Annotated in this window: 9 protein-coding genes and 4 tRNA genes; 1 reads left to right on the forward strand and 12 read right to left on the reverse strand. The window is 41.8% G+C overall.

What is annotated here, in order from left to right:
• Positions 1–188: 188 nt before the first annotated feature.
• Positions 189–1370, forward strand: coding sequence for an acyloxyacyl hydrolase (locus ACLCDV_RS24355; RefSeq protein WP_411972452.1), 1182 nt, complete (start codon positions 189–191; stop codon positions 1368–1370).
• 114 nt (positions 1371–1484) lie between these two features.
• On the opposite strand, the gene ACLCDV_RS24360 is transcribed toward ACLCDV_RS24355, so the two are convergent.
• The 12 genes from ACLCDV_RS24360 to ACLCDV_RS24415 form a co-directional block, all read right to left on the reverse strand.
• Positions 1485–1559: transfer RNA gene (locus ACLCDV_RS24360), tRNA-Val, on the reverse strand.
• Positions 1560–1594: 35 nt separating this feature from the next.
• Positions 1595–1669: transfer RNA gene (locus ACLCDV_RS24365), tRNA-Val, on the reverse strand.
• Between the two features lie 9 nt (positions 1670–1678).
• A tRNA-Val gene (locus ACLCDV_RS24370) sits at positions 1679–1756 on the reverse strand.
• A gap of 9 nt (positions 1757–1765) precedes the next feature.
• Positions 1766–1843: transfer RNA gene (locus tag ACLCDV_RS24375), tRNA-Val, on the reverse strand.
• Positions 1844–1973: 130 nt separating this feature from the next.
• Positions 1974–4043, reverse strand: a complete 2070-nt coding sequence (locus ACLCDV_RS24380; protein WP_411972453.1) for a putative porin — start codon at positions 4041–4043, stop codon at positions 1974–1976.
• A 113-nt stretch (positions 4044–4156) separates the two neighbouring features.
• Positions 4157–4972 (reverse strand): purine-nucleoside phosphorylase, encoded by an 816-nt coding sequence (locus tag ACLCDV_RS24385; RefSeq protein ID WP_411972454.1) that lies wholly within the window; start codon positions 4970–4972, stop codon positions 4157–4159.
• Between the two features lie 119 nt (positions 4973–5091).
• Positions 5092–6582, reverse strand: coding sequence for a sodium:solute symporter (locus ACLCDV_RS24390; protein WP_115046435.1), 1491 nt, complete (start codon positions 6580–6582; stop codon positions 5092–5094).
• A gap of 39 nt (positions 6583–6621) precedes the next feature.
• The gene (murQ, locus tag ACLCDV_RS24395) at positions 6622–7434 is read right to left on the reverse strand and encodes an N-acetylmuramic acid 6-phosphate etherase (RefSeq protein WP_317669241.1); all 813 of its coding nucleotides are present in this window, start codon (positions 7432–7434) and stop codon (positions 6622–6624) included.
• Between the two features lie 22 nt (positions 7435–7456).
• Positions 7457–8092 carry a polysaccharide deacetylase family protein gene (locus ACLCDV_RS24400; protein ID WP_411972455.1) on the reverse strand — a complete coding sequence of 212 codons (636 nt, stop codon included), beginning with the start codon at positions 8090–8092 and terminating at the stop codon, positions 7457–7459.
• Positions 8093–8151: 59 nt separating this feature from the next.
• Positions 8152–9978, reverse strand: a complete 1827-nt coding sequence (locus ACLCDV_RS24405) for a glycoside hydrolase family 9 protein (protein ID WP_411972456.1) — start codon at positions 9976–9978, stop codon at positions 8152–8154.
• A gap of 42 nt (positions 9979–10020) precedes the next feature.
• A complete protein-coding gene (locus tag ACLCDV_RS24410; RefSeq protein WP_411972457.1) occupies positions 10021–11880 on the reverse strand; it encodes a PQQ-binding-like beta-propeller repeat protein in 1860 nt (619 codons plus the stop codon).
• Between the two features lie 175 nt (positions 11881–12055).
• The gene (locus tag ACLCDV_RS24415) at positions 12056–13912 is read right to left on the reverse strand and encodes a RagB/SusD family nutrient uptake outer membrane protein (protein ID WP_317669237.1); all 1857 of its coding nucleotides are present in this window, start codon (positions 13910–13912) and stop codon (positions 12056–12058) included.
• Positions 13913–13915 lie beyond the last annotated feature (3 nt).

Raw genomic sequence — 13915 nt, forward strand, 5'->3', positions numbered from 1 at the left:
ACATTTATTTACCCATTTGACATCCTGATGGTTAAGCCGCCCTATTTTACCTGCCACTCAGTTACAAGACACAGCTGAAAAACGGCATTTTTTGCAACTTGATTTCCCTACTGTTTAAATACTATTGTTACAATGATATATCATTCTTATTTTTGCAAAAATTTTAAAAAACGCTAACGTTTTATTTCATGATATCAAGAATACTTGCTTTTGTGGCCCTGGCACTGCTCTCCTTTCGTGCCACTGCACAGGTCACACCCCGTATAGAAAATCCAAAAGACACTTTACAGAGCCGTACCCCTGCTAAAACAAGACTTATATTTCAACTTGAACATGAAAGTGGCGGCGAGCTCAAATTCAATGAGCGTTCCAAAGAAACGCTCGCTGACTCTTATTATAGTGGACTAAATTTTAGAGTTGGTTTTCAAACACAGTTTCAAGACTCACTAAAGAGCATTTATAACGAGATATTCAATTACCCGATATACGGTATCGGAATCTATAGTAGTACGTTTGGCCAGGAGCATCTCGGACGCCCTTTCGCTGCCTATGGCTTTGTTGCTATCCCTATAAGACCAAAAGTAAATTCAAGATGGAATTTCAACTATCGTATTGCACTCGGTCTTTCTGGCAGATTCAACCCCTATAACGAGGAAGAGAATCCATTCAATCTACTTATTGGCAGCAAAAACAATGTATTTATTGATTTTGGACTTCAGGCTAACTATCGACTAAATAAACACTTTCAAATAGGAGCCGGGGCGGCCTTTCATCACTTCAGCAATGGAGCCCTGGCATTACCGAACACTGGGATAAACCTGGTCCCATTGAGCCTGTCTGTCTCGTACACACCAACAAATAAGCCGTTTGATTTTAGAAAAACCAGTATCCCAAAGATGGAGAAAACAGAAGAGCTCCATTTCAATTATGCCTTTGGCTTTAAACAGATCGATCGCGAACACGACGGCCAATATTTTAAATCCATGTTAGGTGCATACTACAGCAAGCATTTGGGCTATAAATGGCGGCTTGGCGCTGGGTTTGATGCATTTTATTCGGCAAGTGGAAACGACACCAAGGTCGCAGGCGACAAAGCCGGAAAATTCTCCGCCCTATTTTCTTACGGTCCGGCATTCTATATTGACCATGTGCTAAATTCACGCCTATATATCAACGGAAATATTGGGGCCTATCTTCATCGCAACGAATTCAATGGCGAAAGCATGCCTGTGTATTTAAGAGCAGGTGTGCGTTATAAAGTCTACAAAGATTTCTTTGCTGGAGTGTCTATTAAAGCCCACGGCGGTAAAGCCGACTTTATTGAATGGACGACAGGTTACGGCATTAAGCTAGGAAAGAAACGAAAATAAGAAGAAAAAAAAGCGAGCAACTCCCGAGACAGATTGAATACCGAGTGGGGGCTTTCAAATTACAGAGCCTTAAGCCCATAAAAAAAGCGTTCATGAAGAACGCTTTTTTTATCGTGGGGATTACTGGGTTCGAACCAGTGACCCCTACCTTGTCGAGGTAGTGCTCTAAACCAGCTGAGCTAAACCCCCTAACGAAAAAAAAGCACCATTTGATGATGCTTTTGTGGAGGCTACAGGATTCGAACCTGTGACCCTCTGCTTGTAAGGCAGATGCTCTGAACCAGCTGAGCTAAGCCTCCGTTTTGGATTGGTGGAGAATACTGGATTCGAACCAGTGACCCTCTGCTTGTAAGGCAGATGCTCTGAACCAGCTGAGCTAATTCTCCGACTTTGTATGGTGGAGGCTACAGGATTCGAACCTGTGACCCTCTGCTTGTAAGGCAGATGCTCTGAACCAGCTGAGCTAAGCCTCCATACTTTTTTAAAGAACGCCGTTCCCTAATTGCGTGTGCAAATATAGCTTAAAAATTTTATTCTCAAAATTATTTTATAAGATTTTATGCCTTTAATATCACAACAAGCTAAGAAACACCTACATAATTTTTAATCATAAAACTTCCAGGAAATACCAAATCTAAAATTGGCGGTATTCATCGGATACCGTCTTACGGTGTAGTAGCCGTGCGGGTAGAAGTTCTGGTTTAAAAAATTATAACTCAAAAACATGTTTACCCGTTGTATGTTTGCTGTAATCCACAAATCCATAACTGGATAAGTCGAAAACTCGATCTGTTTGTATGCGTTGTAAAATTGTCCCGTACCGACCGAATAATTCGGGTTTGCATAGGGCGTATTAAATTTAGCATCCAGACCGATACTATAATCAATAACTTTATAAAAGAGATTACTGTAATACAAACTATGCCAAGTATACAATTCAGGAACCGCCAGCACATCCTGTTGATCTGTCTTTTGATAAACGATAAGATTATCAAAGGTAAAATGGTTTAATTTAAACTTTTGCCCGACAGTCACTTTCAATAAATTAGCCTTATCCAATTGCGCTGGAACAATCCATTTGTCATTTTTAGGATCGTCCTGTGGATTGGGCCGCTCTTCGAAATAGGTATAATTATTCATCAAAAAATACTCAACCTTACCATGGAAACCAAGCATCGGATTGGCATATTGGAACCCTAGATTCTGAATTTTCGTCTTTTTAAGATCCAGATCATTCCACTTTCCATACGTATAATTTAGATTCTCGAAAACCATCTCAGGTGACTTATTCTGCGAATAAGCAGATAACGTCACCTTTCCAATTTTATCGCCCATAGCGATATCTGCTTTAGCATCATACAAGAAATCCCCAAAGTTATGACCAAATACAATCTGATTCGCTCTTAAACTAAAATCAAGACGATCTGAAAACTTATAGCCCAATTCACCTTTCACGATCCCATTTTGATAAAAACGATCAAAGGTCGTGCTATCCGGCAATTTTTTGAGTGGCTGCGGATAGGCAGTAGGGTTATTATAATAGCGATTTGAATCCAGTTGATTTTGCTCCACCCAGTTCATGTCATGTTGGAAAGCCAAGTTTAACTTAGCCTCATTCTTAAAGACCGACTTCCCCCGAAGGAAAAAGTTGTATTCAAATTCATTGGAAACATTCGTGATCAGCGTCTTATCATTATTCAATGCCAAGGCTTTATTGTTGTAAGGTAACACTGCATTCTTATCTTCAATGTTCTTGAAGAAATTATAGGTCTGTCTTCGAATACGCGTGTTATGTGCCATACTATTCGTTGGACGGATCTCCATGGTTGGCTTACCCTTATCAATTGTATCCAACCGTCCCAGATAGAGCGACTGTCTTAGGAACAATGAATTATCCCACCATTTAGATCGTGGAATGACATTCTTATCAGGATCGTAGAATTTAGGAATGAACCGATCTGGCGCCTGCCTCTTCCCTGGCGCAAATGGAAGATCTTCTGTGATAGAACCATTCTCCATCGCCTCCAAGCGGTTAAATACCGCATTGATCAACAGGTTGTAACGATTATTTTTCGATTCATACCAGGAGGCTACTGAAGCTTTTAAATCGGAGTAATTCTGATTGAGGTAGAAGCCATCCGTTTTAGTCGAATGAAAATCCACATTCATATTCCACTGGGAATTGATATTTTGTGCTACCCGGGCCCTGAAGACCTGATCATTAAAAAAGAATCCTACCGCAGACAATTCGGAATACCTCGCCCGTGCCCTAAAATATTGGACCGAATCGGGGTTCAATAAGTAACGTTCCAAAGCGGTAAAACCAGACTGAAAACCAATGGTCTTTTTAGGCTGAAACAACAGATCCCGCGTGGCAAGCCCATAGGAACCAAGGTTCACACTGGGGTTCCAGGGCAAATTCTGTGGATTATAATACTGATAGTTATGATGTGATGTATCAATCTGCCGCGTATAAGTAGCTTTTTTTAACATATCCAAGGTCGCATATCGGATATATTTCGCAGACAGGATGACGGAATCCTTCTTTCCATCCTCCTTGGCTCTAGCCGAATCCAATGCACTGCTCCAATCCTCTTTGCTCTGCGCAATGACATCCACGGAATAAATAAATAAAACACACCATGCGGCAAGTATGCGTACGATCAACTTCATCTAAAATAATATAAAAACAAAAAAAGCTAAATTCACCTGAATGAACCGATTACCCTTCACCCCCCACAAATTCAACAACCTTCTCCTTCAACGATGCGACATGAAGATGCAATTTATTGCAAAGCTATTAATTCTTTCAAAATTAATGTCATTTTAGGTTCTGCTTTCTCTGCAACAGTGACAATTTCCTGCAAAGACACAGGTTTAAGTTGCTCATGAAAGCCCTCATCCGTAACAACAGAAATGGCAAATACAGGAAGAGCCATATGATTGGCGACAATAACTTCAGGAACAGTACTCATACCGACCACATCGCCACCGATCAAACGCATATAACGATATTCTGCTTTTGTTTCCAAATTCGGACCTGCGGAGGAAACATAAACAACTTTTCGTGCAGCAATAGCATGTCTGGCCGCAATAGCAAGAGCCTGTTCAATCATCTTTCGGTTATAAGGCTCGCTCATATCCGGAAATCGTGGCCCAAACTCAGCCAGGTTTTGTCCGCGAAGCGGATTGTCAGGCAACAAATTGATATGATCTTCGATAATTCCTAGGTCGCCTTTTTTCACCTCGGGATTCAAGGATCCCGCAGCGTTGGAAACAAACAATTTCTGTACCCCCAGAACCTTCATGATCCGGATCGGAAATGTAATCTGCTGCATATCGTAGCCTTCATAATAATGAAGCCTTCCCTGCATAGCGACCACATTGCGTCCACTCAGCTTTCCAAAAATAAGTTTGCCAGAATGAAATTCAACAGTTGAAATAGGGAAATTAGGTATATTGGAATACATCAGCTGATACTCGACCTCAATTTCATCAACCAACTTACCTAAACCAGTACCTAGGATGATACCGAATTCTGGAGCAAAATCTCCAATTTTTCTACGGATAAATTCCGTAGTCTCATTTATGCTATGATACATACGTACAGAAAAACTAAGTATATCAAACTTAACTTAATTTTTCTGTACGTACAAATCAAAATCAATACTTGTATTTACATCTTCTCACCAATGGAGAAACTTTTTATAACTAAAATACATTAATTGTGGGACAATGCTTTTTCACTTGCTTTACCCGGCGAACTGATCAAAAGCATTACAAACGTGATAAAACCGTTAATGATGATCAAATCCAACCCGATAACATAGGGTGTGTACACCTCAATAACATAGGTTTTAAGCAAGAATAATACGGTGGGCGAAAGTACACAGATATAAGGCACAGCATTATCCCGCACGGCATATTTTGTGAATATCCCAAAAACGAATAAACCCAGTAAAGGTCCGTACGTATAACTCGCTGCCGTAAAGATTGCATTGACGACCGAATCATCATTGATCAGCTTAAAGACCAGAATAACCAACAACATCACAATGGAAAAGCCAAAATGCACATAGTTACGCTGTTTGATCAAAGCTGGATCGTTGGGGTTTTCTTTTTTATTGAAGTTTAAAAAGTCTACGCAGAAAGATGTCGTCAGGGCAGTCAGCGCACTATCTGTCGTTGCAAAAGTAGCCGCCGTAAGTCCCATCATAAAGATGATTGCAGGGACAATCGCCAAGTGGTTTAATGCAATTTCTGGATACAAATAGTCTCGTGTTGCCAGTTGAGTGACATCAATCCCGTTTTTAGCCGCATAGATATACAGCAAAGCACCAACAGCTAAAAAGAAAATATTAATAACCACAAATACACTTGTAAACGTAATCATATTCTTTTGTGCCTCTTTAATGGTCCCCATCGATAAGTTCTTTTGCATCAGATCCTGATCAAGCCCCGTCATGGCAATGGTTACAAAGATCCCTCCCAAGAATTGTTTCCAAAAATTTGCTTTACTGCCGACAAAATCATCCCAGAAAAAGATCTTAGAGTAACTACTTTCTTTCACAGCCTCGAAAGTATCCACAATACCAAAATCTAATCCTTTTGCCATAAAATAAATGGAAAGAATGACTGCAGTCACTAAAAAGGTAGTCTGTAGGGTATCTGTCACAATGATCGTCTTTAAACCGCCCTTATTCGTATACATCCAGATCAATACCAAACATATAACGACCGTAATCGCGAAAGGCACATTCCAGGCATCAAAAATAAAATGCTGCAATACGATTGCCACCAAATAAAGACGAAATGCCGAACCGATCGTACGGGAAACCAAAAAAATAGCAGCACCTGTTTTGTACGTGGTGTGCCCAAAACGTTCTTCCAAATAGGTATAGATGGAAGTCAAGTTCATTCTATAATAGAGCGGAAGCAATACATAGGCAATAATGACAAAACCAACGGCATTCCCAAGAACAAATTGAAAATAGCTAAATTCAGACGCACCTACTGCGCCGGGAACCGAAATAAAAGTTACGCCGGAGAGCGCGGTACCGATCATCCCAAAGGCGACCATATACCATTTAGAGTTCCGGTTTGCGACAAAAAAAGTAGAGTTATCGGAAGCCCCCTTCGAGGTGAAGTGAGCTACAGCAAGCAGAACTGCAAAATAGATTATTATAAAAGATAATAATATTACTGGTGACATAGTTTGTTTTTAAAATAGGTGATTTTTAGTAGGTTATACTCAATGGGTAGCCTGATAAGCTTCAATTGCCTGTCTCACATTGCCAAATTGTTCAAGTAAAGCCGCAGCCTCTCCCTCAGGCGCCCCCGTTTGATCCATAATGATACGTACACCACGGCCGACCAACTTATGGTTTGACAACTGCATATCGACCATCTTATTCCCTTTTACCCTACCCAATTGGATCATCACTGCAGTACTGAACATATTTAACACAAGTTTCTGAGCGGTACCTGACTTCATCCGCGTAGACCCGGTAACGAATTCCGGCCCAACAATAACTTCAACCGGATACTGCGCTACTTCAGCAATCGGAGAACCGCCATTACAGACAATACATCCCGTAACAAGCCCCTTCTCATTTGCGGTTTTCAATCCGCCAATAACATAAGGTGTGGTTCCAGAGGCCGCAATACCGATAACAACATCGTTTTCATCAATATCATAGGCTTCCATATCTTTCCAGGCTTGCTCCAGATCATCTTCTGCAAATTCAACTGCTTTTCGAATTGCAGTATCACCACCAGCAATCAACCCAATGATCCATTCAAATGGCACACCGTAAGTCGGAGGTAATTCTGACGCATCCAACACGCCCAAACGACCACTTGTACCAGCGCCGATATAAAAAGTTCGACCACCAGCCTTCATTTTCTCCACAGTCACTTTGACCAATGCTTCAATCTGAGGGATAGCCTGCTCTACAGCAAGTGGCACAGATTTATCCTCATTATTGATATTTGTCAATAACTCATGCACAGACATCTTGTCCAAATCCTGATAATTCGAATCTTTCTCCGTTGTATTTACCATTATTAGTATATATTGTATTTCTTTATTTCAATAAATCGGGTACATCCACAAGTTGATACCCTTTTCCCTTTAATATGCTAATGATATCATCCAAATGATGATACAGTTTATCTTTCCGCCGATCATCGGTTCCCATATGAATCAATATCAGAAATCCATTGAGCCCATACCGAGCTTCGTAAGACCAGAGATTGTCGAGAATCGCTGTCGACGATAAATAACTAGTCCCCATTTCAGGATAGGTATAATCAGCCGCAGTCCGTATTCCCGGTGTATAATTAACCGAATGTAGACCTACTGCTTTTGCCCAATCGACCGTTTCACTATTATACCACTCGTACGAAGGAATATAATAGGACAAATTCCCGATGTCAATACCCCCGCTTTCCAATGCTTTCAGATTTGCCTTTAGATCCGCGACAAAAGAGTCACGTTTCACCAAAAGCAGGTCCCTACTCCCCCAGTCACTCACCAGAAGATGTTTATCTGAATGCCCCGAAATCCAATGACCATCGTTTATCATCTGATGGACATAGGATTTAAAATCCGGTGTTCTGAGATAATCACCTGTCAGGAAAAAAGAACCTTTAACGCCGTTACGTTTTAGACTTGCCAACACCTCTCCTGTACCTTCAGATAAATCATGACCTGTAAACATCAAAGCTACCTGCCGTTTTGTCGAGTCGCCCCGGACAATAGCCCCAAAAACATCCCGTGTTACTTTTTTCCGGCCGGCTCCTCCAAGGCCTTACCTTCTTTTGAAGCCAGCAGATAAATCAACGAAGCGGTACCATCCATTGTCGGCTCATTGGTACTATAATCTCCATAGTCGTCATGATAGACCGCCAAATCACTTTGAAACTCCGCATAGCTATCTGGATTATTCAACTTGATACCGATCAGATTGCGGTACGTAGATGCCATAATGGGCCCATCAACCAAACCGCCATCGATCGGATGTTTACCCAGAAAGGTAAAAGCCGAATGCGGATCAACAGGTGTATCGCCCCACGACGGAAGACCATATACCATACTCGTGCCCCAAGGGTTCGTTCCAAACAACCAGTCAAAATTAGCCTGAGCAAGCTCATCGAAATGCGCATCTCCCGTCAATTCTTTGTACCAGAGACATTGAATCGCGAAGGATACCGTTAAGTTGTTGCTACACCAAATAAAGGGAACTCCACGAAAAAATGCATTTTTTTCGGCTCTCCGATTGACTTCCTCAATCCCCTGTTTATAATAAGAAACAATCTCCTCGCGATCTTGTCCTTTTAATCCTTTTGCCAATTCATAATGCCCAAGATTAATAAAAGGGTACCACTGATAATGTGCAGCAGTATCGCTTATCATCCAAGGTGTAATCTTTTCCTGTCGGGCATAGCGCAAGGCTTCTCGTGCAAATTTTCCTTTTTTTGTCGTGGAGAACCCCATTGCCGCAGCCAACTGCATGTCGTCTACCCAATTATCTTCGGCATAAATATAGGGCGATTTCACAGAAACCGTCTGTGTCACGCCTGGTTTTATATTGGCATAAGCATAGGCCGTTTCCGATTTTTTCGAAAGCAGCTTTGCATACGTCCGATCTTCCTTGTCAAACAACATCGCTCCCAAGCGAAAAGCACTGCTAAATTTACCAGCAGTAGAGCTAGTGCCCGTCGTATTATTCATAAACTTACCACGCTGTTGTGGTTCGCCATCGATAAAATACACCGGTCTTTCAAATCCACGACCATAATAGGGATCTTCCTTTGGCATCCGCATGCTTGCATGGTCCCGGTCATCACCAATCTGATTGTACATCTGATTGGCTTTAGGATGCATTTTCAACAACCAATCCAGGCCCCATTTTGCTTCATCCAGTACATCGGCACGACCGTTTTTTCCATCAAGACCATTTGCTTGCTTTAGATCACCAAATACCTTTGGAAAATCGCGGTAAGCCGCTAACAGATGAAATGTTGCATTTGCCGACGTAGTCGCATATTGCAAATAATCAGAAGCATCATGCCAACCTCCGCCAGCATCGATGCGGGAGCTATCGGGAATACCAACCTTTCCTGCATAAAGCGCAAATCCATCGTGTGTGTGGCAGCTATCTTTCAGAAAAGGGTTGAACAATGTCCGTTGTTGCCGCATATAACGCAGTACAAAATCGGCCGCTCCCTTATAAACGTCCCGAGCAATTCGGAATGTTGGAGACTTCACATCTCCAGCCTGAACAAAAAAACGTCCTGTATCCTGCATAGAAGAGAAATCCAAACGAAAGCTCTGAACAAAAGGACCATAAGCCCCATAATCTTTTCCCACAGGATGCACATACACTGTTTTACCCGTTTGTGCGTTTTTAATTTCAAAAGAACGAAGCTGCCTGATTGATTTCCCGCCCCATACCGCGACCTTCTTGCCCGCCGGAGTATAGCCCAATTGGTTTATTCTAATCCAAGCATTTTGCTGTGCTTTCGCAAAGTTACAAACAAAACATGCAAAAACAAGCAAAAAAGCTTGACGTAAATTTAAGAAGTTTAGACATTTTTTTATCATATCAAGGCATTTATTTTCAAAAAGATCAATTCAATCGATTGCTTAAAACTCTAATGAAACTATTTTGCCATCCATCGTACTCGCTATCACCTTGTTTCGGCCGTTTAGCGCAACAGGATTAACCATTCCATTGGATATTTTATATTGCCATACTACCGCGCCTGTTTTTGCGTCAACCCCGGATAGCAAACCCGAATGACTCGGCACAAATACCAATTTGCCATTGGATATAATTGCAGAAGGCGTCAATTCATAAGGCAATTTAAGCTTGGACTTCCAGGCAACATCCATACGATCAGCAGCAACTGAAATACCCAAAAGGTCCCCATCCATCGTCTTCACATAAACCAATTTATGATCTGCCGCCAGTCCTATAGACTCGCGCACCCGAATGGTATCTTTCTTTTCCCGCCAAATGACCGCCCCCGTTTTCGCATCCAGTGCTGTCATAAAACGATCCGGTGCAACTACAAAAACACGATTATTTACGCCCACTGGATTACATGCCGCCGCTGAAAACATCCGATTAGCCTGTCCGTTATTCCATTCCCAGGACAGCTTACCTGTATTGACATTCAAAGCATAGAATCCATTACTCCAGGAGCCAAAAATTATATTCTCCAAATAATACGTTGGCAGGGTCGATACAAATCCTTTGACCTGATCAAAGCTCCATTTTACAGCCCCCGTCTTGATGTCCAGCGCTCTAAACTTACCATCCGAACCACCGATAAAAGCCACGCCATCATGTAACAGAGGCGAACCCAAAACCGCCTTTTCAGTCTGTACCCTCCACAACAACTTGCCATTTCGGGCATCTACCGCATAAATTGCATGATCCGATGACCCCGCAACCACGATTCCTTTCCACACAGCTGGCGTAGAATAAACTTTGCCACCTGTACGAAATGCCCATAGCTTTTTACCGGTTTTTAAATCAAGCGCAAAGATATCGCCCGCGGTATTTGATGTAATCACGCTATTTTTGTAAACAGCTAGTCCAGCCCCGATATCGCTGGCATCTTCAAACGTCCAATTGACTTTAACCTGATCTGCATATTTTGCATTCACAGCATAACTCGGTCTCGGGTAGCTTACTGTCTCATTTTCATAGTGATGATTAAACAGAGGAACAACGACCCAAGATTTTTCCTGCATTCCCACACCGGGATTACGCTCCTGATAACTCGCTTTACCATCGGCGATGGTCACAATATTATAACCGCCAACTTCTTTATTCGCACGCAGGTTGGACCGTCCCATTACCCCCGGAATTCCTTCCCAATCATACAATTTATTGGCATGGCCATGTCCGCAAAGCGCCAATTGGACATTGCGCGTTTTGACCCTTTTTAAAGCGTCAAACCAGTTATTTAGAGACGAATCCTGTGGATAATGATTAATATAGATCAATGGCAGCTGATTATCCGGATTCGCTGCAAAAATGGAATCCATCCAGACCAGGTTCTCACGAGGAATCTGACCAGGGCTCATACGCATATTTGGTCCTGAATTGGTTCCAATGAATGCGTAACCTTTATGCTTAAAGAAAAAAGTTTCACCACCAAAAACGGTGCGAAATGTATTGGCTCCATTTTCAGACCAATTTCCATCGTGGTTTCCCGGGATCACATACCAGGGCAGCTGCAAACTATCTAAGATGCGCTTTGCCAGCTTTAACTCGTGATCGGCACCAAACTCGGTGATATCTCCAGAAAGTATAACGAAATCAATATCTTTCAATGTATTCAGGTCCTTTACAGTACGTCGCAAATCCTCCTCTCCTGTTGCACCACCGACATGCGTGTCTGTAACGTGGGCAAATTTGAAGGACTGCTGCGCTATCACAACGTTAAAAACGCAGGATAATGCAATAAAAAAGGTGATAATTGGAAACCTCATGCGTAATGTTTTCTTAAAAATAGCGTTTTCATGCATAATAATAAAATAAAAATGCGTTTTTATGCAAAGTATTTTAGATGGAGATTTAGGTTTGAGTTCGACAGCCACGGCGATCATGGACATAAAAAAGCCTTGTCTAAAAACATAGACAAGGCCTCATCATATGTGGATTAAATTACCACCCTTTAGTTTGTGTTAATTTATAGCCTTTTGCAGCATATTCATTTACCTGTTCTAATCCCACAGGTGAAATATACGAACGATCTGAAAATGGCTCACGATTCTGTACATCCTCGACGCGATAATACCCGATCAGCTTGTCACCATTTGTGCCATCATAAGAGATGATATTACCATTAGCATCCACTACTTTCAACAATCCTTTTTTACTATCAACCAACAAGGCCGGCATATCTTGTTTCACATTGATCCAAGGCCCCAGGAAATAGTCGTTGTTTTTGCTAAAGTCCATATAGTTTAACTTCTTCCAACGTTTGATATCAAGCAGACGTAAGCCTTCATAAACAAACTCCATACGTCTTTCGCGTCTGATTTCCCACATTAAAGGTGAAACGTCAGCATCGCGGGAAGGATCATTTGCAATCGCTCCAATCTGCAATGCAGCTGTTTTCTGCACACCTTTTGCTGCTGCCGCTGCATCAAGTGGACGATTACGAATTGCATTGATGGATTTATCAATATCGGTCTGTGTTACCGCAGCAGCTCCAAAACCTTCTGCTAAAATTTGCTTAGCCTCAACCCAGTTCAAAACAACTTCTGCCAAACGGATTACCGGAGCATCCGAAGTATTTGTATTAGAACCCCATGCAGCTGGGTAAGTTTTACCCAAGTATGTCAATGCTTCTCGCGACGCAAATTTATAAGCGTAGAAAAGTGTGGATGAAGACGTTAATGGCTTTTCATAGATGGAAGCTTCAAAACGCGGATCACGGGTAACCGCCAAATCTTTCAGTGTAAAGCTATTTGCATTTGCTACAGAAGAATTTTGCCAAGGCTTACCGTCATTACAGATAAAGGATTTAACCAACATCAAATTTACCGCATTTCCCTGACCTTCGGTACCATTGCTGTACGACCCAACACTATGTGTAGCACTCTTAGTTGCATCATAGGCGCGATACATAATCACCTCTTTGTTTGCACTCAAATCTTCCGATGCAAATAAGCTTTTGAAATCACTGCTAAAATTATAAGCATTAGACCCCATAACAACCTCTGCAGCCTTCTGAGCCATTTCCAGGTATTTCTTTGCCCTATCCTTATCTAAATTGTGATAATACAAAAACGATCCCTCAAACAGCATCAGTCTGGATATAAAGGATGCCGCCACATATTTATTCAGATATTGCTTACCATCGTTTGTACGCATATTATCCAATACATATTGAAAATCGTCATACACATGATCCATCACGACAGCGCGACTGTCACGATCCTTGTACATCAAATCCAGTTCAGTGTCCTTCAATTCCTTATCATAATAAGGCACGTCACCGAACACCTCTACCAGTCGGCTATACTCAAAACCTCTGAAGAAACGGGCTACCGCCATCCAATGGCGGTAAGTTTCATCATTAATATTTGGTTTTGTTTTGCTCTCTATCCGATCGATAAAAATATTTGCTTTACGCACATACGAAAAATTCCATGTAGGTCCAGAATACTGACGCAACATATCAGGCAACTCTAAAGCGGCAATAGTTGACCCTGTTGCCCTTCTAGAAGTCGGCACCGAGTTCTCAAAGTTATCCTGAATATTTTTCTTTGTCAGATCGTCCGCAAAATTATAACCTGTCACTGGCGCGTAAGCCGTTGCATACCCTGTATTATATCCCGTAAAATAATTGGCATAAAATCCGTTAGCGTACAAACGCAACGCAAGCTCATTGCCCCAGCCTTTCTCATCTTCTAAGCTTGTCAGCTGATTACGATCAAGCACATCTTTATTACAGGATGATAGCACCAACGTTGCTCCAAGCGCCATAAATGCTATTTTCTTTGTAAATTTCATTGT

Source organism: Sphingobacterium sp. Lzh-3, assembly GCF_046764375.1.
In the GTDB taxonomy this organism is placed as follows: Bacteria; Bacteroidota; Bacteroidia; order Sphingobacteriales; family Sphingobacteriaceae; genus Sphingobacterium.

Bases quoted from the DNA above. Each gene is read 5' to 3' on its own strand.
- ACLCDV_RS24385 (WP_411972454.1), bottom strand. From the start codon at position 4,972: ATGTATCATAGCATAAATGAGACTACGGAATTTATCCGTAGAAAAATT.
- murQ (WP_317669241.1), bottom strand. From the start codon at position 7,434: ATGGTAAATACAACGGAGAAAGATTCGAATTATCAGGATTTGGACAAG.
- ACLCDV_RS24400 (WP_411972455.1), bottom strand. From the start codon at position 8,092: ATGTTTACAGGTCATGATTTATCTGAAGGTACAGGAGAGGTGTTGGCA.
- ACLCDV_RS24380 (WP_411972453.1), bottom strand. From the start codon at position 4,043: ATGAAGTTGATCGTACGCATACTTGCCGCATGGTGTGTTTTATTTATT.
- ACLCDV_RS24405 (WP_411972456.1), bottom strand. From the start codon at position 9,978: ATGATAAAAAAATGTCTAAACTTCTTAAATTTACGTCAAGCTTTTTTG.
- ACLCDV_RS24415 (WP_317669237.1), bottom strand. From the start codon at position 13,912: ATGAAATTTACAAAGAAAATAGCATTTATGGCGCTTGGAGCAACGTTG.
- ACLCDV_RS24410 (WP_411972457.1), bottom strand. From the start codon at position 11,880: ATGAGGTTTCCAATTATCACCTTTTTTATTGCATTATCCTGCGTTTTT.
- ACLCDV_RS24355 (WP_411972452.1), top strand. From the start codon at position 189: ATGATATCAAGAATACTTGCTTTTGTGGCCCTGGCACTGCTCTCCTTT.
- ACLCDV_RS24390 (WP_115046435.1), bottom strand. From the start codon at position 6,582: ATGTCACCAGTAATATTATTATCTTTTATAATAATCTATTTTGCAGTT.